This is a genomic window from Paenibacillus sp. JT31N11, from assembly GCF_056269285.1.
The window spans coordinates 169,662-190,876 of sequence record NZ_JBWDNQ010000002.1; the positions used below are offsets into that span (position 1 = coordinate 169,662).

Here is a 21,215-nt window from a genome sequence, read left to right on the forward strand (position 1 = left end):
TAGCAACTCCTCTGCTGTGCGGCGACCTTACTGATAATCAATGGTACGCACAGCCGGTAAATTCTGAATAACAAGAATCAGCTGATTGATCTGGAATGAGGGAGGCAGTATCATTTGGATATCGATCTCGATTTCGGCCGCTTTATTTTTCACCACATGAAAACCGGCAATCCGGATGCCCTGCTTCTCAATTTCCTGCAAAATGAGGTCCAGCATGCCGGTCTCGTTGTCCGCCCGGATGAAAACCTGCTCGGTTCGCGGACTTCTCAGCCAGCTGAGCTTCAGGTGGAGCAGCTTTTGTCCGATGAAGATCAGCAGAGTGACACCGACACCCACCGTGTAGAGCCCGGCTCCAATCGTCAGGCCAATGCCCGAAGTCGCCCAGACGCCCGCGGCTGTTGTCAGTCCTTTCACCGTTTGCTTTTGCATGAAAATCATTCCGGCTCCCAGAAAACCGATCCCGCTGACGACCTGTGCGGCTATCCGCGCGGGATCAAGAGAGAGATTGTCCCAATTCAATTGATCCTGAAATCCGTATTTGGAAACGACCATCATCAGCGCAGCGCCCACAGCCACAATAAAATGGGTCCGGATGCCCGCTTCCTTCATCCGGCTTTTCCGCTCGTACCCGATAATCGCTCCACAGGCGCCTGCTATTACTACGCGAAGCAAATAATCCAGTTCCATATTCATTTCCCACTCCCCCAATCATCATTAACAAAACCTGAAGCCGGCATACAGTTCATGTCGCCAGCTTCAGGTGTTTTGTTACCGCCTTATGGGTAAAAACCGCATCATCCTTCTGCTGTCAACAGATTCGTAAGCGGACCGTGGTGCAGCAGCTTCAGCTTGTGAAGCGCGCGGGTGCAGGCCACGTAAAGCAGCTTCGCATCATTGTCTCCGAAGCTTGCCGCATCCGCGTCGGCAATCAGAACGGCGTCAAACTCCAGCCCCTTGGCCAAGTAAGCCGGTACAATGGTCAGACCGCCTCCGTAGGCCTCCTGCCTGCTTTGGATCAGAGAAGCCTCGATTCCTTCCGCTGCGATATATTCGGCCAGCTCCAAAGCGGATCTGGCGGTTCGGGCAAGTACCGCAACGGTGCGGTAGCTTCCTCCGTTTTGCCAATCCCGCACGGTTCGCACAGCTTCCGCGAGGCGTTCCCTGTCCGTCCCATGCTCCATCGTTTCCACAGGCTCGCCGCTGCGGAATACCGGAACGGCAGGCTTCACACCGTCTCCCATGCTTCCGAGAATGCGGTTGGCAAAATCAATAATTTCCATCGTGGAACGGTAGCTGCGGTCCAACTCGAAATAGCCCTGCTCCTGCTCATCGAACACATTCGTCAGCTCGGTCCAGCTTGTAATGCCCGCATACCGGTGAATCCCCTGCTGCAGATCGCCAAGGATGGTCATTGAAGAGTGCAGCTGGCACAGCTTCAGTGCCTCCAGCTGGAAGGGCGAGTAATCCTGGGCCTCATCGATCACGATATGATCATAAACAGGCTGATCCAGACCGTACAGCCGCAGTTGAATATAAACGAGCGGGGCCAGATCCTCCGGCTGCACGAGCTTTTGCTTCAGTGCTTTCATTGTTGCCGTACGCGCCTTGAGCGGAATGAGCTCAGCCGCTTCCGGGGTGCCCAGCAGATCGCCATACAGCTGTGCGGCGGTATAAGAGGAAATCTTTTTACAGTAGGCATTCAGCCTTGTATTGGCCTTGCTCTTCAGCTGGCGGTCCGTGAAGCGGCGCGCCTTCCATTCCGATTCCAGCCATCGCTTGATCCGGTTAACGAGCCGTTCGCGGCGCTTCATAAACGGTTCATAGCTGTCCTCGATCAGCAGCCATTCACGAATCGCCTCGGGATGAAGCGTCAGACCGTCAATTGGCTCAAAGGGAAGCTCCGGCAGGAGCGTCGACTCCAGCTGCTGCAGCCTGCTGTCCACAACCTGCTTGAACGCCAGACTTCCCTTGATGCGGCCGGGCGCCTGCTCCATCTCTTCCCTTGTCCGCGGATGCTCGAACCAGTACGCCATCGTATCCGTCGATTCGTCCAGACGGACCGACTTCTCAAGCCGCTCGATCGCCCACTCGTTGTAGGTTGTCTGCAGGATATCACCGACCCCGAGCTCCGGCAGCACCCCCGAAATATAGTCGAGAAACATCCGGTTGGGCGCAAAAATAACCATCCGCTCGGCCCGAATCCGGTCCGCATACCGATACAGCAAATAGGCCAGCCGGTGAAGGGCAACCGTCGTCTTTCCGCTTCCCGCTACCCCCTGGATAAAGACGGTCTTGTTCTTCTCCGTCCGGATAATCCGGTCCTGCTCCTGCTGAATGGTCGAGACAATATCCCGGAGCCGGTTGTCCTTGTTCTCGCCAAGGCGGTACAAGAGGAATTCATCCGTGACCGACTCTTCCTCCTGGCCTCTTATATAGCTGTCAACGACTCGTTCCAGCACTCCGGCGCGGACCATCAGATTGCGTTTAAGATGAACGGTTCCCTCTACGTCCCCTTCAGGGGATTCATAGGCTACCGGAGCTTCCCCGCCGCTGAACGCGTAGAACAGGCTCGCAATGGGAGCCCGCCAGTCCACCACAAGCAGCTCCTTGCTCGATTCGTGCGCCACGCCGGCTTTGCCGATATAGAGCGGCTTGGGATCGCCGTGCAAATGCTCCTGGAAATCGATCCGGCCAAAATAAGGCTCGCGCTCGGCGACCTCCAGCCGCTGCTGCCTTTGTTCGCGCTGCAATTGCAGCATTTGTTCCGTAAAATCATTGCCCGTGTAACGGGGCCCGATCGCAAGCAGCTGGCCGCGAATGTGCCGGAGCACCTCGTCGATCCGCACCGCTTCGTCTTGAAAGGCACTTTGAACAGACATGTCAGTTACCCTCCTGAAAGTTTATAGTTGTTGATCCTTGAGACCCGGCATGAGACATGAGAAGGCGGAAATAAACGGCTGACGCCACCCTCTTTTGGTGCAAAGCAGGATTCTCCCCTCAAACCTGACCGGAATTTATAGAAATGAAGCGCTATAAATTCGATAAGGTCAAGAAAGCCGCATTCGCATGCGGCTTGTTCGTTCGTTCTTCTTTATGAGGTCTCCGCATCAGGCTTCCAGCCATGGGAATCAATCGCTTATAACACGAATTAGAAATATAGCATATATAGAGCCGGCAGTCAATGATAATGAAGATATCCGGCAGTATGATACAGCAAATAAGCACGTTTAAACAGCAGAACCTCTGAATCTCGGCGTTATGTTAAGGATCCACCATGCGCTGCTTCCCCGCCTGCCCGTTCTCATCTTATGATTTGCTAGATGAGATAACGGTAGACTGCTATCAGGATGGCGGCATGAATCACAACCATGACAGGCAGGCCTGCTGCAAAAGCGATATGCTTCGTTTTGTGGCGGAACATGCGCATAGCCAGCCAGCCGCCGAATGCTCCGCCGGCTGCTCCGATACCCAGAAGCCTCCGTTCGGGAATGCGGTGTTTGCGGCCGCGTGCGCTTGCGGAGCGGGATTTGTCTACGCGCATAAGAACAAACGCAATTATATTTATAATGACCAGATAAAGCCCAAGCAGCTGCATTCTTTGAACCTCCGAATTTTTAAACGATTACAAATATTTTCTTACATCCGCGGTTTGGTCCGGTTCGTCGGTTGGGCTTCAAGAGGGTTATCCGGCCAATAATGCTTGGGATAACGCCCCTTCAGATCCTTCTTGACCTCGAAGTAGGCTCCCTGCCAGAAGCTCGCCAAATCGCTTGTCACCTGCACCGGACGCTGGGCGGGCGACAGAAGATGGATCGTTAGCGGCAGCTTGCCGCCGGCAATCCGGGGCGTCTGCTGCCAGCCGAACACCTCCTGCAGGCGGACAGCGAGCACGGGAGCTGCCGGGTTGCTGTAATCGACGGGAATGCGCGAGCCGCTGGGCACAGTCATATGGGTCGGAATTTCCCGATCCAGCTCCTGGCTCTCCTGCCAGGAAAGCTGGGATTCAAGGATCGGCACCAGATTGATTCTTGCCAGATCCGATCGGCTGCGCATCCCGCCAATATAAGGGGCGAGCCACTTCGGCATCCCGGCCATCAGCGATTGGTCGGAAACATCAGGCCAGGTTCCATTATGCGCATGCATTAATTCAATACGGGCCTGGAGCTGTCTGGCCTGCCTCGTCCAGGGAAGGATCTCGAGCCCAAGCTCGGCTATGCCGTTCATGAGCGCCTGAGCTACCAGGGCAGGATCCGCATCGGCCAGTTGGCTTTCCTTGAGCACAAGCGCGCCCAACCGCCGCTTGCGCCTGGCGCGGACAGCTTGAGCCGAACGGTCCCATAGCACTTCGGCTTCGTCAATAATCTGCTTGCCCATTATCTCTTCCAGCTCTGTCAGGGTGACCGGCGCGGCGAGCAGTATCCTGCTGTCCGTCCCGCTGTCTTCAAGCTCGGCCGCACCCAGATAGGCCGCTCCCGACAGCGGCTGCAGCTCCCGGACGACTGCGCCGCGCCCGCTGCTAAGCAGGAAGCGGCCGTCGTTCCGGCGCTGAGCAATCCGGTCCGGGTAGGCCAGCGCCAGCAGCAGCCCGCAGCTGTCTCCCCCGCCGGCAGCGGAATTCGCGCCTGCCGCCGGGGGAGAAATCCCCGCCGCCCGCCTCCATTCCCGGGCTTCGGAGGCAATTCGCCTCATCACCGCATCATCCATTGCGCCCGGAGAATGGCCATGCAGCGCTTCCAGCCGCAGCCGCATATCAATGCTGCGGACAGTGCTGCGAAGCGGATCACGATCGCTGAGCAGCGCAGCCAGCTCGCAGGCGGTGGCGCCATAGCCCAGCTTGTCCGCCTCCAGCACCATATGGGCCAGCCGCGGATGCATGCCAAGCTCGGCCATAGCCCGGCCATGCCGGGTCGGCTTGTTCCCGGCATCCAAAGCGCCAAGCTCGCGCAGCAGCTCCCTCGCATGCGCATACGCCGCAGCCGGAGGCTGATCAAGCCAGGCGAGTTCACCCGGCTCGGCAACGCCCCAAACCGCCAGCTCCAGCGCCAGCGGTGCCAGATCGGCTTCCAGCAGCTCCGGCTCGCTCTGCGGCCTCAGCTGCCGGTGCTCATGCTCCGTCCACAGCCGGTAGCAGACGCCCGGCGCTTCCCTCCCTGCCCGGCCCTGCCGCTGATCGGCAGACGCGGCTGAAACAGCAACCGTCTCCAGCCGCGACATGCCCGTCCGCGGCGAGAATCTCGGCACGCGGCTAAGACCGCTGTCGACAACAATACGCACACCCCGCACCGTCACGCTGGATTCCGCTATGGTGGTAGCCAGTACAATTTTACGCTCGCCCGGCCGGGATGCGGCAATCGCCAGATCCTGCGCCTCCGCGGGCATGCTGCCGTGGAGCGCCATCACCCGCACATTGGCTCCAAGTGCCGCCGATGCGCCGCCAAGCAGTCCCTGGACACGGTGGATCTCGCCCGCCCCGGGCAGGAAGACAAGCACATCCCCGTCATGGCTGCGGACAGCGTCCGTTACGGTCCGTGCAACAGCTTCCTCGATGCGGCCCTCCAGCCGTTTTGGAGCATAATGCGTCTCGACCGGAAAAGCGCGGCCCTCGCTGCGGACAACCGGAGCGCCGCCGAGCAATGCCGATACCCGCCCTCCTTCCAGTGTGGCAGACATGACAAGCAGCCGCAGATCCTCCCTCAAGAGCGACTGCATCTGAAGACAGAGCGCAAGTCCCAGATCGGCATGCAGATGGCGTTCATGAAACTCGTCAAATATAACGATCCCGACGCCCTCTAGCGAAGGATCCGATTGAAGCATTCGTGTCAGCACGCCCTCGGTAATGACTTCAATTCGGGTTGCCGGCCCCACCTTCGTGTCCATTCTTACCCGGTAGCCGACCGTTTCGCCAGGCTGCTCGCCAAGCGAAGCTGCCATGTAGCGGGCCGCCGAGCGGGCCGCCAGACGCCTGGGCTCCAGCATCAAGATACGCTGCCCCCCAAGCCATGGCGCATCCAGAAGCGCAAGCGGGACACGCGTTGTCTTCCCGGCGCCGGGAGCGGCAATCAGTACCGCGCTGTGCCCGATCGACAGAAGTTCCCTCAACTCCGGGAGCAGTGCATCGATCGGGAGCACCTCATTGTCATGATTTGTATGCTGAAGATCCATCCATTTCATTCTCCTCTATCAAATCAGCATGGCTGCGATGCTTATGGTCAAATCAATGTTTCTATTATAGTGTTTCACAACCGGAAGAGATAATCAATCATGCCATGCAAGCGACGTATCGCCCATTATACACTTTCTAAAAATATAATAAATAAATAGACATTGCGCATTGGCAGGCGGGCATGGTATGATATGCCTTGTCTTATTGCATGGAGCTGTGGTGTAGTGGCCCAACATGCCTGCCTGTCACGCAGGAGACCGCGGGTTCGAATCCCGTCAGCTCCGCCACTTATGAATGTTATGCAATCTAAATCAAGAGCAGGAACCGCGGTTCCTGCTCTTTTTGTGCTTCCTGTAAGATTGACATGCTGGTCATAAAGCTAAGACGCCTCTTATCCATATTCATGGACGGTTCCAGAAGGAATGCTATTCCTTCTGCGTTGAGACAGCCTCGTACACACTTTCATAAACCATTCGACCAACCGCATTGCCGATTGTTGTCGCTGCTCCAGCATAGGCATGAAGTCCGAGATAACGCTCCGACTGGCTTGCGCCAATCACGATCGCGTCGGTTGTCGTGCCTGTGGCAGCAAGGCCATGAAACGAATCGGCAATACCGAGGTCGGCGAGCGCAGCCGCCTTGGCTTCCGTTGCGGTAATCACGGCATTCACCATTGCAGGCGGCGTCATCCGTCCGTCAATCAGCACAACCGAATTTATCGTTCCCGCTGTATAAGAAGAGAAGACAGGGCGAAGCAATCCTGCTCTTGCCGCATTGCTAGTGCCAGCGGTGGTGCAGCATACGATGGTGAATTCATCGCCCCGCATCTCGGTAATGGAGGCATGCGTCAGCTTCGCAGCTGTCAGCATACCCACCGTGGATTGCGGCGGATATCCCCGCTCGCTCAGCATCATATGCAGATCATGTACAGGATCCGAACAGTCATAGGCGAGCGGAACCTTCCAATTGATGATCCGTTCGGTTATCGAGAAACCACCGCCGAGCACCGCGCTGCTGATCGTCTCCAGCGGCCTGGCGCAGGTAATGATAATCGCATCTTCTTCACGCCTGATCTGGATCTCCCGCCAGCACTCCGATAAATAACTGCGTCTATCCGCACTTCGAAAAGGCTGGGTCATTTACGCTTCGCCTCCTCTGTCTGTCCCCGGCTCCTTCAATCCCATAATGGCTGTGATCCTTGGTATGTCCACATGCGCCCTCACATGAACGGCAAGCCGGTTGAACGCTTCCTCGCGAAGCTCATTGACGCGTACGCCAACGGATAAAGGCTCCCAGCCTTTCGCCAAGCGCAGCAGATTCAACCAGCCCCTGCGGAAATCATCATTATGCAGCACGCCATGCAGAAAGGTTCCCCATACGCGGCCGTCCGCGGATACGCAGCCGTCATAATCGAAGGCGGCTTCTTCACCGACGGTTCGTTCATCAGCCGAATGATGCCTGGGCAATTGAGCCTCTTCACCACAGGCTTGTTCACCAACCGAATGACGCCCAGGCAGGCGAGCCTCTTCACCACAGGCTTGTTCACCATCCGACTGACACCATGCCAGCTGGTTCATTTTATCGCCGGCTCGTACACCTTCCGACTCGTACCGCGTCAGCTGGCCTTCTCCTGCCGGCTGCCGGGGCAGCCGGATCTCTCCATTGCCTGGTGCCGTCAGCCCGGCGGGTGTCAGCTTAAAAGGCCTTCGTTCCGCCGGGTTGAGCCGTCCACCTGAAGATATCCTGCTTCCCGCTTCCACCAGATCCCAAGCCTTACGCCAATTCACCCGGCCCGTATGAATTTCAAAGCCTTCCACGGGATAATCGCGCTCCAGGCCGGGAAGCCAGCCACTCCCCTTCACTCTCTCCGTCCGTTTCTCAGCGGCGAACGTCACGTCGAAACCAAACCAGCCGAAGCCATGAGTCTCGCCGCGGTCGGATTCGGTATGAAGCGGGTCCAGCAGCCGTTCTCCGAGCATCTCATATCCTCCGCATATTCCGACTGCATACCCGCCACTGCGGACATGCTCCTCCAGACGCGCAGCGAGCCCGCTTTCGCGCAAATATAGCAGATCATCGACCGTGTTTTTGCTTCCGGGGATGATCACCGCGTCCGGCTCGCCCCATTGCTGCGCCGAGGAGACGAACCGAAGCTGTACATCCGGCTCGCTGCGCAGCGGATCAACGTCCGTAAAATTCGAAATATGCGGCAGACGAAGCACGGCGATATCCAGTTTGCCTTGAGCTTCTGCTGCAGGGTATGCCTGAGCTGCAGCCGCCATTCCCCTTACCGTATTATCAAGCGATAACGAATCCTCATCTTCCAGCCCGACATCCGGCAGATAAGGCACCACGCCAAGCACCGGCTTGCCGGTTTTGGCTTCCAGCCAATCCAGCCCGGGCTGCAGCAGCGAAACATCGCCGCGGAATTTGTTTACGATAAACCCGCAGACGCGTTCACGCTCGTCCTCCTCCAGAAGCTCGAGCGTGCCGACGATGGAAGCGAACATGCCGCCGCGATCAATATCCGCCACGAGAATGACAGGCGCTTCCGCCCACTTCGCAGCCTTCATATTCACAATGTCCCGATCTTTCAGATTGATTTCCGCAGGGCTTCCGGCGCCTTCCAGAACGACAACGTCATAAGACTCGCGCAGCGTGCGCAGCGACTCTTGTATAATGGGTCCGGCGCTAAAGAGAAACTTCTCCCGGTATACGGCGGCGGCATAATCCCCCAGCGGCTTGCCGTGCAGAACAACCTGCGACACCATTTCCTTCTTGGGCTTCAGCAGAATCGGGTTCATATCCGTTGTGGCCAAGATCCCGCAGGCATCTGCCTGCATGCCCTGTGCTCTGCCAATCTCTTTGCCGTCCCAGGTCACATAGGAGTTCAAGGACATATTTTGTGATTTGAAGGGTGCCACGCGGCAGCCGTTTTCTTTGAAAATGCGGCACAGGGCAGCAGTAAGCAGGCTTTTGCCCACATCTGAAGCGGTTCCCTGCAGCATAATGGTTCGCGCTTGTTTCGGCAAAGCCTTGTCGTCGTCCATCTTCACTTGTCCCTTCTTTTTTTGCGGACTGATTTGATCGGCGAGTATACTCCTGCTCATCCAATTTGCACCGGTCCGGGTATTTATATATTCGGTAACAGGTCCTCTCAAGCGTTCCGTTCATCCCTGTTCCAGCAAAGGCTTCAATGCTTCCAGCAGCCGGATATGATCCTCCCGGAACCGCACCGCTACCCGGCAGTAGCGCTCATCCAGGCCGTCGAAGAGCGAGGCATCACGGATCAGTATGCCGCGAAGCCCCAGCTGCTGCTGAAGGGACTTTGCATCAAGCGAATGCTGCCATGACAATGCAAATAAAATGTAATTTGCGGCTCCTTCGTACACCGCCAGACCGAGTCGCTTCAATTGCACGGCCAGCCATGGGCGCTCTTCCGCAAGCCAATCCATGGTGCTTCGCCGGTATTCCTCATCGCCAAGCACCGCTTCGCCGATTTGCTGAGCCAGCGAATTTACGCTCCAGGGCACTTGAAGCGCCTTGAGCCGGTCAATCGTTGCCGGAATTGCGACCATATAGCCCAATCGAATACCGGGAATCGCGTAGAATTTGGTCAGTGAGCGGATGACGATCAAATTTGCATGAATGGCCGCTTCCTTCAGTAAGCTGAATGCCGCCGCCTCCGGAACAAAATCCATGAAAGCCTCGTCCACGACAACCCTCTCGCCTTCTCCCAGAAGCTCCCGGATAATCGCAGGATCTGACAGTTGGCCGGTCGGATTATTGGGAGAGCCCAGAAACCATAATGCTTCCCCGGCGCCGACTCCCTCCGCGCGCAGGGAGGCAAGCATATCGGATACCTGCTGCAGCGTCAGCCGGAACCCCTCTTCCTCCAAGAGCACGAGCTTCTTGACGGCACTTCCGCATTTTATGGCGGCATCGCCGTACTCGACGAAGCTCGGAGCAGTCACGATCGTCACCTTTGGCCGCAGCAGCCGCACCGTCAGATCGATCAGCTCCGCAGCACCGTTGCCGGCCAGAATTGCGCTCCCGCTTACCCCGTGATGATCGGCCAGTTTGTGAATGAGCCCTCTTGCTGCGGGATCGGGATAATGTCCAATCGTTCGAGCGTAATCCGCCAGAAGACTGGCAACACAGGCAGGCGGACCCTGTGGGTTCATATTGGCGCTTAAATCGGTAAAGCTCCCGGCCCCGATGCCGAACAGCTCCTGGGCGGTTAACAGGTCTCCGCCATGACCAAATCTCTCCAGCATCCAGGACTGGCCTCCTTATATGAGCAAAGATATTATTTAATGATGGACCAGTCCAACTTTGACTGCCACGCTGACCGCAGCAGCCGCAGCTATCGAACCAGCCAAAGCAGGGCAAAAAGCAGCATGCATTCCAATATTTCATTGAGCGCACCATAGGTATCACCGGTCAATCCACCTAATTTGCTGGTGAAGTACCGGGAAAGCAACGTCCCGCAAAGCAGCGCAAGCCCTCCGTGGACAACGAGAATCAGCCCGATTTCCGGCCATGACCAGCCGCATGCAATGCCGATAATGATAACAAAAGTAAGCTGCATTGCAGACGCAGCTGTTACGTGCTTTTTGCACACCGCCCGGAATAACACGGCAAGCCCTTCGCCCGGTCTGGCGAATGGCCATCCCGCCATCGAGCACACCACCCACAGCCGGCTCCAGCCGCATACCATAACCACTAGAGGCGCAGCCTCCACCCATCCGCCCTCACCCTCCAGAAGCGCCGAGAGCGTGGCAAATTTCAGCAGCAGCAGAAAAAAAGCAGCCATGACGCCCATAGCCCCAACCCGGCTGTCCTTCATAATGTCCAGCATCCGCTCCCTCGGGCGATGGCTGAGCACGCCATCCGCGCTATCCATCAGTCCGTCCAGATGAAGAGCGCCGCTGAGCGATGTCCAGATCAGCAGGATTAATACGGCAGCTGGAAGAGCGGGAACAGCCAGCGTCAGAAGCCATCCGGCAGCAGCGGTAATGCCTCCTATCACAAGCCCGACAAGCGGATAATAGATTGTGCTTCTTGCCAGTACGGCAGGAGTGAAGGGGATTTCAACGGGAACCGGAATACGTGTCATGAATTGAAAAGCGGCCCCGACAGCCTGCAGCTGTGACTTCAGCGAATCCCGCACCATAGCAGAACCACCCCCGCAAACCAAAATAGACTTACCAGATAAAGCAGCCGGATGGTCAGGATAATATCCCCTGCTTCGAGAGTCCGCAAGGGCCAACCAAGACGCGCCCGTTCGCTGACTTTTCCGAAATAAACATTGCGCCCGCCAAGCTCGATCCCCAGCGCGCCTGCGACGGCCGATTCGGGAATGCCGCTGTTTGGGCTTGGATGAAGGCTGGCAAAAATACGGATCGCTCCGAGCGCTCTGCCTGCCGACAAGCCTGGCGTCAGCCAGGCTGCCAGAGCCAGCAGCAGTCCGCATATCCGGGCCGGAATGAAATTCAGGATATCGTCCAGCCTGGCGGACGCCCAGCCCAGCTGAAGATAGCGGTCATTGCGGTAGCCGACCATGGAATCCAGTGTATTGGCCGATCTGTACAGCATCGCAAGCGGAGCCGCCCCGATGAGAGCGAAGCATAAAGGAGAAACAAACGCATCCACGGTATTCTCCGCGACCGTTTCCACCGCAGCTCTGGCAGCGTCGGCTTCCGTCATCGCCTTGGTATCCCTGCTGACGATATAGCCAGCATATTTTCTTGCCTGCTCAAGATCTCCCGACACAAGAGGACGATGAACCTGCATCGCGGCGTCCTTGAGCCCCTTTACAGCAATCGTCGTGGAAATAAACCAGCAAGATACGGCATATCCCATCCAAGGGTGGATCCAATCCGCCACAGCCGTAATCAGCCACATGATGGCGAAAGACAGCAGCGTGGTGACTGCCGCAAGCAGAATCCCCCGCCCCTTCAGCGTAAGCGGAGGAAGCTCCGCCCCTGTCGGGTATAGCCGTTTCTCCAGGGCGCTGATGAATTTCCCGATCCAGATGACCGGATGCGTCGGCCATTTCGGGTCGCCAATAATCCAATCGATGACAATCGCGGCCGCGACCAGGAGCAGGGTTTCAGGCAGCGAATAGAACAGCACCTTCAGCGCTCCTCCAATCGGAAAGCATGTGCTTTCAAATCCAGCGCAAAACCGGCCACAACAAGAAAGGCTTGATCGCATTGCACCGCCAGTCTGCGGTTGAGGCGGCCCGCTTCGTCGCGAAACCGGCGGCCGAGCGGATAAGCCGGAACAATGCCGCTCCCCACTTCATTGGTTACCAGCAGCAGCGGGCCACTGTATGCAGCAATCGCGGACAGCAGCTTGTCAACAACGGCTTCAATGGTATCCGGCGGCATCAAACCTCCGGATTCTCCTTCATCGGCAGCGTCCGCTGCGGAAGCATTCTGTCCGTCGGCATCCAGCCGGAGCATCCAATTAGTCAGCCACAAGGTCATACAATCCACCAGGACGGCAGGCCGCCGCCAGTCTGGCCCTCTCTCTGCGGCATCTTTCTCCAAGCTCAGCAAAACCGGGGCAAGCTCAAGCGGCTCCTCGATGGTTTGCCAGCGAAAATCGGCCGCTTCACGCGAGCGTTGATGCTGCGTTATCCGCTGCGTCATCTCGTCATCCCAGCTCTGGGAGGTGGCAATATAGATGCCGCTGTCCGCCATCTGCATGGCATAGCGCTCGGCAAAATCGCTTTTTCCGCTGCGTGCGCCGCCAGTAATCATTACCGCCATTTGCTATTCTTCCTTTCTCTGTCCCATCCTCGTGAACCAGAATTACCCGCGAGAGATTCCGGCACTCTCAAAAGTCGCCATCTCTCTCATTACAGCAAGCGCAGCATCAACAAAATGAAATCCCAGCACCGCCCCGCTTCCTTCACCCAGACGCATGTCCAAGTGAATCATCGGCGAGATCCCGATGCGTCCCAGCAGCTCGCCATGACCCTGCTCGTTGGAGAGATGGGAGCCCAGCATATAGGGAAGCGCCTGCGGCGCCAGCCGGCAGGCCACCAGCGCGGCAGCCGAGGAAATATATCCGTCAATGAGGACAAGGCAGCGGCTGGCTGCTGCCCCGAGAATGACGCCGACCAGACCGGCAATCTCGAGTCCGCCGACCTTGGCCAGCACATCAAGCGGATCTGAAGGATCCGGCTTGTTGACCGTGATCGCGCGGCGAACCACTTCGACCTTATGCCTGCGGCGTTCTTCATCGATACCGGTCCCCCGTCCGACCGCGGCATCCGGATCCATTCCGGCCAGCAGCGCGGATATAGCTGCGCTTGCCGTCGTATTGCCAATTCCCATCTCGCCCGTTGCAAACATCCGATACCCGTCCGCGGCCAGCTCATTCGCCAGTTCTGCGCCTGCTGCAATCGCCTGCAGGGCCTCCGAACGGGACATGGCTGGCCCTTTTGCCATATTAGCCGTGCCCGCGCGTACCTTCCGCTTGATCAGACGCGGATGCTCAAGCTCTGATTTCACGCCGATATCGACGCAGCTGACCAGCGCTCCTGCCTGACGGGCCAGAACATTAACTGCCGCTCCGCCTGCCAGAAAATTCAAAACCATCTGTGCTGTCACCTCGGAAGGGAACGCGCTTACGCCCTCTTCGCAAACCCCATGGTCGGCTGCCATTACGACAACCGCCCGCTTCGACAAGTCCGGTGCCAGTTCGCCGGTTATTCCGGCTATTTGAGCTGCTATCTCCTCAAGCCTGCCGAGACTTCCCGGAGGCTTGGTCAGATTGTTCAGATGCTGCTCCGCAGCCTCAACAGTCTCCTTGCTCACAGGATCAATGCCCTGGATGAGCCTGTTCAGCTTCGCTTCATTCATTTTTCCTAATCTCCTTTCCTTTATCCCTGCTTGGCAGAAGCTCTGCCCGGCAGCAATAGAAGCTGCGGTACGCCGGTCTGCGGATGCGGCAGCACAACGGACCTTGCACCGTACACGCGGTGGATCATATCCTCGTTCATGACAGCGGCCGGCGTCCCAAATGCTTCAACTCGCCCTTCGCTGAGCACGAGCAGTTCCTCGCAATACTGGGCCGCCAAATTCAAATCATGCAGCACAGCCACCACCGTCATCCCGCGTTCCTGCTGCCAGCTTTTTACCGTGTCCAGCATCTGCATCTGGTAGCCGATATCCAGATAAGTAGTCGGCTCATCGAGCAGCAGAAGTCTTGGCTGCTGCACCATGACCTTGGCCAAGGCAACGCGCTGCCGCTCACCGCCGCTCAGCTGATCTATCCGCCGATGCTGCAGCTCGTCAAGCCCCATCGCGGAAATAGCCTCATCGATCAGCGGCCCGGCATCTGTCTGCTCATCGCCCATCCAGTTCTGGAAGGGATACCGTCCCATGCCGATTACCTCGCGGACTGTGAAGCCAACAGACGCTAGGCCGCCCTGCTGCAGCACCGCGAGCCATTTGGCCAAGGGCTTGCGGCCGTACCGCTCCGCAGGAATACCTTCAAGAAGCAGCTTCCCGGCAGTCGGCGATTCAACGCCAGCCAAGAGCTGCAGCAGAGTCGATTTGCCAACGCCGTTCGGACCGATAATCCCGTACATCCGCCCGGCTTCCAGCTTGAACGATATTCCGTTCAGGATGCGTGTCCCGTCGATTGATTTCTCAAGCCCGATCGCTTCGATCATAATGCCCCTCCCCGCTGCACCTTGCGCCTGTACAATAGATAGGCGAAGAATGGCGCTCCGATCAAGGCTGTGACTACACCCAGCGATATCTCCTTGGGACTCAGCGCCGTCCGCGCCAGCGTATCGGCCCACAGCAGATAGATGCCGCCGCCAACGGCCGACAGCGGAATAATAATACGGTAATCCGGTCCAACCAGCAGCCTCAGCAGATGCGGGACAACCAGCCCTACAAATCCGACCACGCCGGAGATCGATACCGCCACAGCGGTCAGTAACGTAGAGACAATAAGTACAATGATCTTCGTCCGTTCCACGTCAATCCCCATATAAGCCGCGTGGCGCTCGCCAAAAGCAAACATATTAAGCGGCTGTGAATAGCGGATGAGTACAGGAAGACCGATGATCAGAAAAGGAAAAATGAGCTGCACATGCTCCCAGCCGCGCGCACTCAGGCTTCCCATCAGCCAGAACATAATTTCATTGACAACCCCTTGCGACAAGGAGACCATAAATGTGACGAAGGCGCCAAGAAAGGCCTGCACAATCACGCCCGATAAAATCAGAGTCTCCACATTCACCGCTCCGCGCGCGCGCGAGAGGGCAAACACAATAATCAACGTTATGATGCCGGTGATAAAAGCAACCAGCGGTATGGACCAAATCCCGATAACCGTCTGATAGCCGAAGAGAATCAGGAAGGATGCGCCGACAGCGCAGCCCGATGCCACGCCTAGCGTGAATGGGTCTGCGAGCGGATTGCGCAGCACACCCTGGAAGCCGGCCCCGGCCAAGGATAAGCAGGCCCCGACCATCACAGCAAGCAGCACGCGAGAGAGGCGGAGCTGTGTGACAATAGCAATGTCCCCTGCGTCCCATTTGCCCTCCGCACCGCTCATCCAGGGAAGCTGATGAACGAGAATGCCCCATACGTCGCGCAGCGGAAGTCCGGCTGAACCGATCGACATACTGACCACAATAGATGCGACAAGGAGGAGCATGGCTGCTCCTCCGAATACGTACAGTTTAAGTTTCATTTACTTGATCAGGTCAGGATGCAGCTTTTTGGCTACCTCCAGCAGTCCTTCCGCAAGACGGGGGCCAACCCTCACAAGAGGATCCTGGTCGACCTCGAAAATCTTCTTATCCTTGATCGCCGCAATCGTGTTCCAGCCCGGACGGCCTTCAATTCCTGTCAGGATCGGATTTTTCTCGCCTTCCTTGACGATCATGGAAGCGTAGATGATCACATCCGGGTTCGTTTTCACGACCGATTCGGGATCGATTTCATACCAGCCCTGTTGATCGGCAATATTGGTGCCGCCTGCGATCATAAGCAGCTCGTCAAGAAATTCGCCTTTCCCTACCGTCCAGCCAGGGGAGAATTCAAGGAATACCTTGGGCTTTGGCGCATCCTTTACCGCATCTGTCACCTGCTGGCGAACGTCCTGCATATGCCCGGTTACTTCAGCCGCTTCCTTGGGCTTGTCCATAATGGAACCGATTTGCGTGATTTTAGCTATGACATCATCATACGTTTTCGGATCGCTTGCATATACAGTCAGCTTCAGTGAACGCAGCTTATCGACAATCGGCTGGTTCATTCCCGAAGAAGCAAGCACCAGATCCGGCTTCAGGCTGACGATTTTCTCAACATTCGCTTCCATGCCGCCAATTTTCTCTTTGGCTGCAGCATCCTCCGGGTAGTTGGAGAAATCATCCACAGCCACGACCTGCTCGCCTGCTCCAATAGCATAAACGATTTCCGTTTCACTTGGTACAAGCGTCACGATTCTGGCAGGCGCCTGGGCAAAAGTAAGCTCTGTACCTGTAGCATCCTTGACGGTCAACGGATAAACGGTTGCTCCTGCGGCTGTTTCCGCATCGGCCGCACCGTTATTGGCCGCTTCTTCCGTTCCGGATTGATTCGTACCGCCGTTTGCCGTGGTTTCTGTCGCCGTTGCCGGATCTTCCACGCTTGTGCCGGATCCGCCCGTGTTATTGGTATTGCTGTTTCCGCATGCTGCGGTAAGCAGCAGCATGGCTGCGAGAAGCAGCATAAGAGAATATTTTGTCCAGGATATTCGTTTTACAGTATTCATCAATTCGTCTCTCTCCTAAAAAAATATAATTTTGTACATCTCAAACAAAGAAGAAACGGCTGTCGCAGCCTTCTGGCGGCTATGCCAAGCTTCTTCACCTCAGAACTATAAGCAAAGTATGGTGGGATTTATACTTCCTTATATCAAAAAAAGCATCGCCGACATGGAAGTGTCAGAAATGCTCTAGTTCTTTCGAACAGCGGCTTGTTGACGGAACGCCTCGTCAGGCGGAGCGTTCATAATATGAACCCGTGTCAAAGCCAATCTTTAAGCACCTCCCTAAGTCCTCGTAGGTAGCGTTTATATAAAAACAGGCAGGTTGTCTGACTTGAAGCAGGCCCGAATCCAAGCGGATCATCGGGAGCTCCTTACAGTGGCGGGTCCGTGCCGGCTTCTCACCGGTCTTCCCCTATTAAGCCGAATCGCAGAAAATCTTAACAAAAAAGCGGATTGCGGCACCTGTTTTTAATCCTATTCAGTTGTGCATGTGTAAATATATCACTCTCATACGCTGCTTGTCTATACAGGCTGCTGATCGACCCTCCTGGCATCGCTGCTTTTTCCCAAAGCCCTCTTCATCTGCCCGTTAAGCCGAAGCGCATTGCCGACAACAGATACCGAACTAAGCGCCATCGCCGTTCCTGCCATCCATGGCTCCAGTCCGCCGAAGGCCGCAAAAGGGATGACAACCATGTTGTAAACAAAGGCAAAGCCAAGGTTCTGGCGGATATTCCTCACCGTCAAACGGCTGATGACCAATGCCTCGTGTATACCGGTAAGTCTCGGACGCAGCAGCGTCAGATGGCCCGCATCCAGCGCAGCGTTGGTCCCGCTGCCCATAGCCATACCGACATGGGCTGCGGCCAGCGCTGGCGCATCGTTCCAGCCGTCTCCGGCCATGCCTACTACCTGTCCCTTCTTCTGCAGACTGCGGACAAGCTCCGCCTTATGCTCCGGCAGCATGGACGGATGGAAATCCGCTATGCCGACAGCATGTGCGGCATGCCTGGCAGCGGGCAAATGGTCGCCCGTCGCCAATAGGACGGAGACCCCCGCGGCTTGCAGCAAACGGACTGCCTCCGGGGCCGACCGTTTCACCGGATCGGCGAAAGCAAACGCGCCAGCGCATATCCCATCCCGCGCCGCGTAGATAATGGTTTCGCCGGCCAGCTCCCTATGGCTGGCAAACATGGCTGTGCTCGGGCTAATTTGCCAGCCCTGCTCTGCGGCAAAGGCCGCATTGCCGATCTGGACCTGCTCTCCCTCCACAACCGCCCCAATGCCCTTGCCGGGCATAGAATGAAACGCGTCCGCCTGCGGCACGTCAATCCCGGCCCTCTCCGCTGCGGTTCTGATCGCCGCGGCAAAAGGATGCTGCGCCTGGGATTCCGCTGCTGCAGCAAGCCGCAGCAGCGCATTCCGGGAGCCACGAAGCGGGAATATCGAGGTAATGGCGGGACGTCCTTCGGTAAGCGTGCCCGTCTTGTCAAGCACAATCGTATTGAGCTGCGCCAAACGCTCCAGAGCGCCTGCCTCTTTGAGCACAATCCCGCGCCGCGCAAGCTTGCCTGAGGCCAGAACAAGCGATATGGGCGCAGCCAGCCCCAGCGCGCAGGGGCAGGCCGCCAGCAGTACCGCGAGCGCGTGGATTCCCGCTGCCCCTGCGTCGCCCGGGCGCAGCACAAACAGCCAAAGCAGCAGTGTTGCAAGGGACAACCCCAGCATGACGGGTACGAATATTGCGGAAAGGCGGTCCACTCTCCGGCCGATCGTCGATTTGGTTGACTGGGCCTGGCGGGTCAATGCCGCGATTCGGCTCAGCAGCGTATCGTCACCGGCAGCTGTGATTCGCACATGCAGCCCGGAGACCGCAGCCGTCGTACCGGCAAATACCTGGTCGCCGGCTGTTTTCACCACCGGCATGCTTTCGCCGGTCAGAAAGGATTCATTGATCTCCGTCTCTCCGTCCAGCAATACTCCGTCAGCAGGCAATGGGATACCCGCTTCAGTCAGCAGATGTTCGCCAGTCCGGATTCGCGCAAGCGGTACTCTCTCCTGGATGCCGCCGCGCACGATAACCGCGTCCTTGGGCTGCAGCTGTGCAAATGCCTCTCCTTCCGACATCACCCTCTCGGAAGCAGCGGCTTCCAACAGCTTCCCCAGCAGAACGGCTGTGATGACAACAGCCGAGGTTTCAAAATATAGCGGTTTGCCGGCCATCATCGCATAGTAGCTGTATCCGAAGGCAGCCGTCGTCCCAATGGCTACAAGCACATCCATCGTAGCTGTCCGCTCCCGCAGCGCATAATAGGAACCGAAATAAAAAGGCATGCCGATGAAAAACTGTATGATGGATGCAAGCGCAAACTGCAGCAGCGGCTCCTGCAGCATGACAGGCAGGGGAACCCCCTGCAGCCAGCTGTAATGATGCGCCATAGTCCAGAGCAGAGGGAGTGTGAGCAGCGCAGAAATAATAAAACGCATACGCAGAGAACCGATTTCGGATAAACCTGTCTGTTCCTCGCCGAAAGGGAACGCATGGAACCCGAGCTGGGCAATGCGCTCAATGACGGAGGATGAGCTCACCAGCCCTTCGGCGATACGGATGTTGGCTGATTTTCCGGCATAATGGACGGAGACTCCGTATACGCCATCCATCTTGCCCACAGCCTTCTCAATTCTGACCGCGCACGCGGTGCAGCTCATCCCCTCAATGCGTAGATCCAGCACTTCCTCTGCGGCAAACTTTTGCACCATGCATCCCTCCTTCCCCAGATCAAAGCTTTGTCTGCCATCTGCGAAACCGTCAAGGATTGTCCTATTCCTCACTATATGGCAGAATTCCGCTCCTCATGATTATCCGGGCGATAATCTTGCCTGATTCACGAGCCATCGCCATTCAATACGTCGTCTCCAGGCTGGCTGCTCCCGGGATCCGGCTTTATCCAACATGCTGTTCCTGAACAAACAAAAAAGCACCGGCAATTACGCCGATGCTCCTCTTATATACTGCTATGTCTATCAAACCGGTTATCGAAGCCTGCCTTACTCTCCTGTTACTACTTCCCCAGGCCAGCTCAGCATCCCGCCAGCGATGTTCACAACCTCGTAGCCCTGAGCGGACAAATAATCGCAGGCTTTGCCGCTGCGGTTGCCGCTCCGGCAAACCAGATAGATCGGCTCCTCAAAATCAGTCAATTCTCCTACACGCTCCACGAACTCGGACAACGGGATGCTGACCGCTTCGGCGATATGGCCCGATTGCCACTCATCCGGCTCTCTGACATCGATAACGCTCAGCTTCTCCCCTTCACGCAGACGTGTTTCAAGCTCGCTTGCCGTTATTTCCCCATACATACACAAGCATCTCCTTCTTATAGGTCCATTCAGGATTGAAGTTTATTCAGCAATCACATTTGCATTGTACCGTTGTCCGCTGCCGATGTCCAGTCATCCGGAAAATGCGCATTACGCCTCAAATCGAAAAGAAACAGCTATTTTCAAAATAAAAGCACCCGCCCAGAAAAGGCAGATGCTTGATCGCGTATTCTATTTATCCATTTCTACACGCGGACTGCCGTTCCACTCACGGCAACCATGAGCATTCCTTCACGAACCACCTCATAATCGATATCAATCCCGACAATCGCATTGGCTCCCATACGCGAAGCATTAGCGGACATTTCGCTGAAGGCTACATCGCGCGCTTCCTTCAGTTTGGTTTCATATGCTCCTGAGCGCCCCCCGACAATATCGGTAATGGATGCGAACAAGTCGCGCATGATGTTGGCTCCCATAATGGCTTCGCCAGTTACGACACCCAAATAATCCTGAATCGGCTTTCCTTCAATCGTCGGCGTTGTTGTGAATATCATACTTCACTCTCCCAGGCTCAAATTATTTTATAATGAGCGGCCTGCTTGGCAGGCTTGCCATCCTCCGTAAACCGGATCATAATAACTTTCTCGGTCTTGCGATCGAACCAGATGCTTACCTTTACAGCGAGCTTCCGGTTGCCTTTATCAACAATTAAACGGAAAGATTCGGAGAGAACGCCTGCCTGCTCGGTTCGTCTTCCCAAATGCTTATAGTCCACTATATCGGCATGATACCGTTTGATTGTTTCCTTCACCGCAAGTCTTCCCCACTTGGCATAATCGGGTTCAGCTGAAGCCGCGTGCGTACGGCAGACCATCAGAATCAGCAGAGCCGCTGTTAGAATCATTGTTTTTTTCATAAAAGGACACCTCCACTATTTGGA

General features: G+C 56.6%; 18 protein-coding genes, 1 tRNA gene and 1 riboswitch. Of the genes, 1 reads left to right on the forward strand and 18 read right to left on the reverse strand.

Annotated elements, in window-relative coordinates:
- Positions 1-27: 27 nt before the first annotated feature.
- The 4 genes from AC0YNV_RS08735 to hrpB all read right to left on the reverse strand — a co-directional run bounded on the left by AC0YNV_RS08735 (position 28) and on the right by hrpB (position 6,162).
- Positions 28-687 (reverse strand): MgtC/SapB family protein, encoded by a 660-nt coding sequence (locus AC0YNV_RS08735; protein WP_475768395.1) that lies wholly within the window; start codon positions 685-687, stop codon positions 28-30.
- 107 nt (positions 688-794) lie between these two features.
- Positions 795-2,879: a HelD family protein gene (locus AC0YNV_RS08740; RefSeq protein ID WP_475767618.1), complete on the reverse strand. Its 2,085-nt coding sequence runs from the start codon at positions 2,877-2,879 to the stop codon at positions 795-797.
- A 437-nt stretch (positions 2,880-3,316) separates the two neighbouring features.
- A complete protein-coding gene (locus AC0YNV_RS08745) occupies positions 3,317-3,595 on the reverse strand; it encodes a DUF1294 domain-containing protein (protein ID WP_475767620.1) in 279 nt (92 codons plus the stop codon).
- A 41-nt stretch (positions 3,596-3,636) separates the two neighbouring features.
- Positions 3,637-6,162 (reverse strand): ATP-dependent helicase HrpB, encoded by a 2,526-nt coding sequence (hrpB, locus tag AC0YNV_RS08750; protein WP_475767622.1) that lies wholly within the window; start codon positions 6,160-6,162, stop codon positions 3,637-3,639.
- Positions 6,163-6,373: 211 nt separating this feature from the next.
- Between hrpB and AC0YNV_RS08755 the strand changes: the two genes are divergently transcribed.
- Positions 6,374-6,450 (forward strand) — tRNA-Asp (locus AC0YNV_RS08755).
- 138 nt (positions 6,451-6,588) lie between these two features.
- On the opposite strand, the gene AC0YNV_RS08760 is transcribed toward AC0YNV_RS08755, so the two are convergent.
- From AC0YNV_RS08760 to AC0YNV_RS08825, 14 genes are all read right to left on the reverse strand, one after another.
- Positions 6,589-7,302, reverse strand: coding sequence for an adenosylcobinamide amidohydrolase (locus AC0YNV_RS08760; RefSeq protein ID WP_475767624.1), 714 nt, complete (start codon positions 7,300-7,302; stop codon positions 6,589-6,591).
- Positions 7,303-9,213 (reverse strand): cobyric acid synthase, encoded by a 1,911-nt coding sequence (locus AC0YNV_RS08765; RefSeq protein ID WP_475768396.1) that lies wholly within the window; start codon positions 9,211-9,213, stop codon positions 7,303-7,305.
- Between the two features lie 120 nt (positions 9,214-9,333).
- Positions 9,334-10,440, reverse strand: coding sequence for a threonine-phosphate decarboxylase CobD (cobD, locus tag AC0YNV_RS08770; RefSeq protein ID WP_475767625.1), 1,107 nt, complete (start codon positions 10,438-10,440; stop codon positions 9,334-9,336).
- Between the two features lie 89 nt (positions 10,441-10,529).
- Positions 10,530-11,339, reverse strand: a complete 810-nt coding sequence (gene cobS, locus AC0YNV_RS08775; RefSeq protein WP_475767627.1) for an adenosylcobinamide-GDP ribazoletransferase — start codon at positions 11,337-11,339, stop codon at positions 10,530-10,532.
- Positions 11,321-12,301, reverse strand: coding sequence for an adenosylcobinamide-phosphate synthase CbiB (gene cbiB, locus AC0YNV_RS08780; protein ID WP_475767629.1), 981 nt, complete (start codon positions 12,299-12,301; stop codon positions 11,321-11,323). The genes cobS and cbiB overlap by 19 nt, the downstream gene beginning before the upstream one ends.
- A gap of 2 nt (positions 12,302-12,303) precedes the next feature.
- Positions 12,304-12,942 carry a bifunctional adenosylcobinamide kinase/adenosylcobinamide-phosphate guanylyltransferase gene (cobU, locus tag AC0YNV_RS08785; RefSeq protein ID WP_475767631.1) on the reverse strand — a complete coding sequence of 213 codons (639 nt, stop codon included), beginning with the start codon at positions 12,940-12,942 and terminating at the stop codon, positions 12,304-12,306.
- A gap of 42 nt (positions 12,943-12,984) precedes the next feature.
- Positions 12,985-14,040: a nicotinate-nucleotide--dimethylbenzimidazole phosphoribosyltransferase gene (gene cobT, locus AC0YNV_RS08790; protein WP_475767633.1), complete on the reverse strand. Its 1,056-nt coding sequence runs from the start codon at positions 14,038-14,040 to the stop codon at positions 12,985-12,987.
- A 20-nt stretch (positions 14,041-14,060) separates the two neighbouring features.
- Positions 14,061-14,855, reverse strand: coding sequence for an ABC transporter ATP-binding protein (locus AC0YNV_RS08795; protein WP_475767634.1), 795 nt, complete (start codon positions 14,853-14,855; stop codon positions 14,061-14,063).
- Complete coding sequence (locus AC0YNV_RS08800; RefSeq protein WP_475767636.1) at positions 14,852-15,889, reverse strand: FecCD family ABC transporter permease; 1,038 nt, start codon at positions 15,887-15,889, stop codon at positions 14,852-14,854. The genes AC0YNV_RS08795 and AC0YNV_RS08800 overlap by 4 nt, the downstream gene beginning before the upstream one ends.
- Positions 15,890-16,954: an ABC transporter substrate-binding protein gene (locus tag AC0YNV_RS08805; protein ID WP_475768397.1), complete on the reverse strand. Its 1,065-nt coding sequence runs from the start codon at positions 16,952-16,954 to the stop codon at positions 15,890-15,892.
- A 305-nt stretch (positions 16,955-17,259) separates the two neighbouring features.
- Positions 17,260-17,422: riboswitch (cobalamin riboswitch) on the reverse strand.
- A gap of 51 nt (positions 17,423-17,473) precedes the next feature.
- Complete coding sequence (locus tag AC0YNV_RS08810) at positions 17,474-19,711, reverse strand: heavy metal translocating P-type ATPase (RefSeq protein ID WP_475767637.1); 2,238 nt, start codon at positions 19,709-19,711, stop codon at positions 17,474-17,476.
- Between the two features lie 288 nt (positions 19,712-19,999).
- Entirely contained in the window at positions 20,000-20,311 is a 312-nt protein-coding gene (locus tag AC0YNV_RS08815; protein ID WP_475767639.1) for a rhodanese-like domain-containing protein, read from the reverse strand.
- A 206-nt stretch (positions 20,312-20,517) separates the two neighbouring features.
- Complete coding sequence (locus tag AC0YNV_RS08820; protein WP_210041049.1) at positions 20,518-20,829, reverse strand: heavy metal-binding domain-containing protein; 312 nt, start codon at positions 20,827-20,829, stop codon at positions 20,518-20,520.
- Positions 20,830-20,846: 17 nt separating this feature from the next.
- Positions 20,847-21,191: a DUF3889 domain-containing protein gene (locus AC0YNV_RS08825; RefSeq protein WP_475767641.1), complete on the reverse strand. Its 345-nt coding sequence runs from the start codon at positions 21,189-21,191 to the stop codon at positions 20,847-20,849.
- Positions 21,192-21,215 lie beyond the last annotated feature (24 nt).

What these genes read in the sequence shown, in the direction of transcription:
- AC0YNV_RS08735 (WP_475768395.1), bottom strand. Translation starts at nt 687, where the DNA reads ATGGAACTGGATTATTTGCTTCGCGTAGTAATAGCAGGCGCCTGTGGA.
- AC0YNV_RS08740 (WP_475767618.1), bottom strand. Translation starts at nt 2,879, where the DNA reads ATGTCTGTTCAAAGTGCCTTTCAAGACGAAGCGGTGCGGATCGACGAG.
- AC0YNV_RS08745 (WP_475767620.1), bottom strand. Translation starts at nt 3,595, where the DNA reads ATGCAGCTGCTTGGGCTTTATCTGGTCATTATAAATATAATTGCGTTT.
- hrpB (WP_475767622.1), bottom strand. Translation starts at nt 6,162, where the DNA reads ATGGATCTTCAGCATACAAATCATGACAATGAGGTGCTCCCGATCGAT.
- AC0YNV_RS08760 (WP_475767624.1), bottom strand. Translation starts at nt 7,302, where the DNA reads ATGACCCAGCCTTTTCGAAGTGCGGATAGACGCAGTTATTTATCGGAG.
- AC0YNV_RS08765 (WP_475768396.1), bottom strand. Translation starts at nt 9,213, where the DNA reads ATGGACGACGACAAGGCTTTGCCGAAACAAGCGCGAACCATTATGCTG.
- cobD (WP_475767625.1), bottom strand. Translation starts at nt 10,440, where the DNA reads ATGCTGGAGAGATTTGGTCATGGCGGAGACCTGTTAACCGCCCAGGAG.
- cobS (WP_475767627.1), bottom strand. Translation starts at nt 11,339, where the DNA reads ATGGTGCGGGATTCGCTGAAGTCACAGCTGCAGGCTGTCGGGGCCGCT.
- cobU (WP_475767631.1), bottom strand. Translation starts at nt 12,942, where the DNA reads ATGGCGGTAATGATTACTGGCGGCGCACGCAGCGGAAAAAGCGATTTT.
- cobT (WP_475767633.1), bottom strand. Translation starts at nt 14,040, where the DNA reads ATGAATGAAGCGAAGCTGAACAGGCTCATCCAGGGCATTGATCCTGTG.
- AC0YNV_RS08795 (WP_475767634.1), bottom strand. Translation starts at nt 14,855, where the DNA reads ATGATCGAAGCGATCGGGCTTGAGAAATCAATCGACGGGACACGCATC.
- AC0YNV_RS08800 (WP_475767636.1), bottom strand. Translation starts at nt 15,889, where the DNA reads ATGAAACTTAAACTGTACGTATTCGGAGGAGCAGCCATGCTCCTCCTT.
- AC0YNV_RS08805 (WP_475768397.1), bottom strand. Translation starts at nt 16,954, where the DNA reads ATGAATACTGTAAAACGAATATCCTGGACAAAATATTCTCTTATGCTG.
- AC0YNV_RS08810 (WP_475767637.1), bottom strand. Translation starts at nt 19,711, where the DNA reads ATGGTGCAAAAGTTTGCCGCAGAGGAAGTGCTGGATCTACGCATTGAG.
- AC0YNV_RS08815 (WP_475767639.1), bottom strand. Translation starts at nt 20,311, where the DNA reads ATGTATGGGGAAATAACGGCAAGCGAGCTTGAAACACGTCTGCGTGAA.
- AC0YNV_RS08820 (WP_210041049.1), bottom strand. Translation starts at nt 20,829, where the DNA reads ATGATATTCACAACAACGCCGACGATTGAAGGAAAGCCGATTCAGGAT.
- AC0YNV_RS08825 (WP_475767641.1), bottom strand. Translation starts at nt 21,191, where the DNA reads ATGAAAAAAACAATGATTCTAACAGCGGCTCTGCTGATTCTGATGGTC.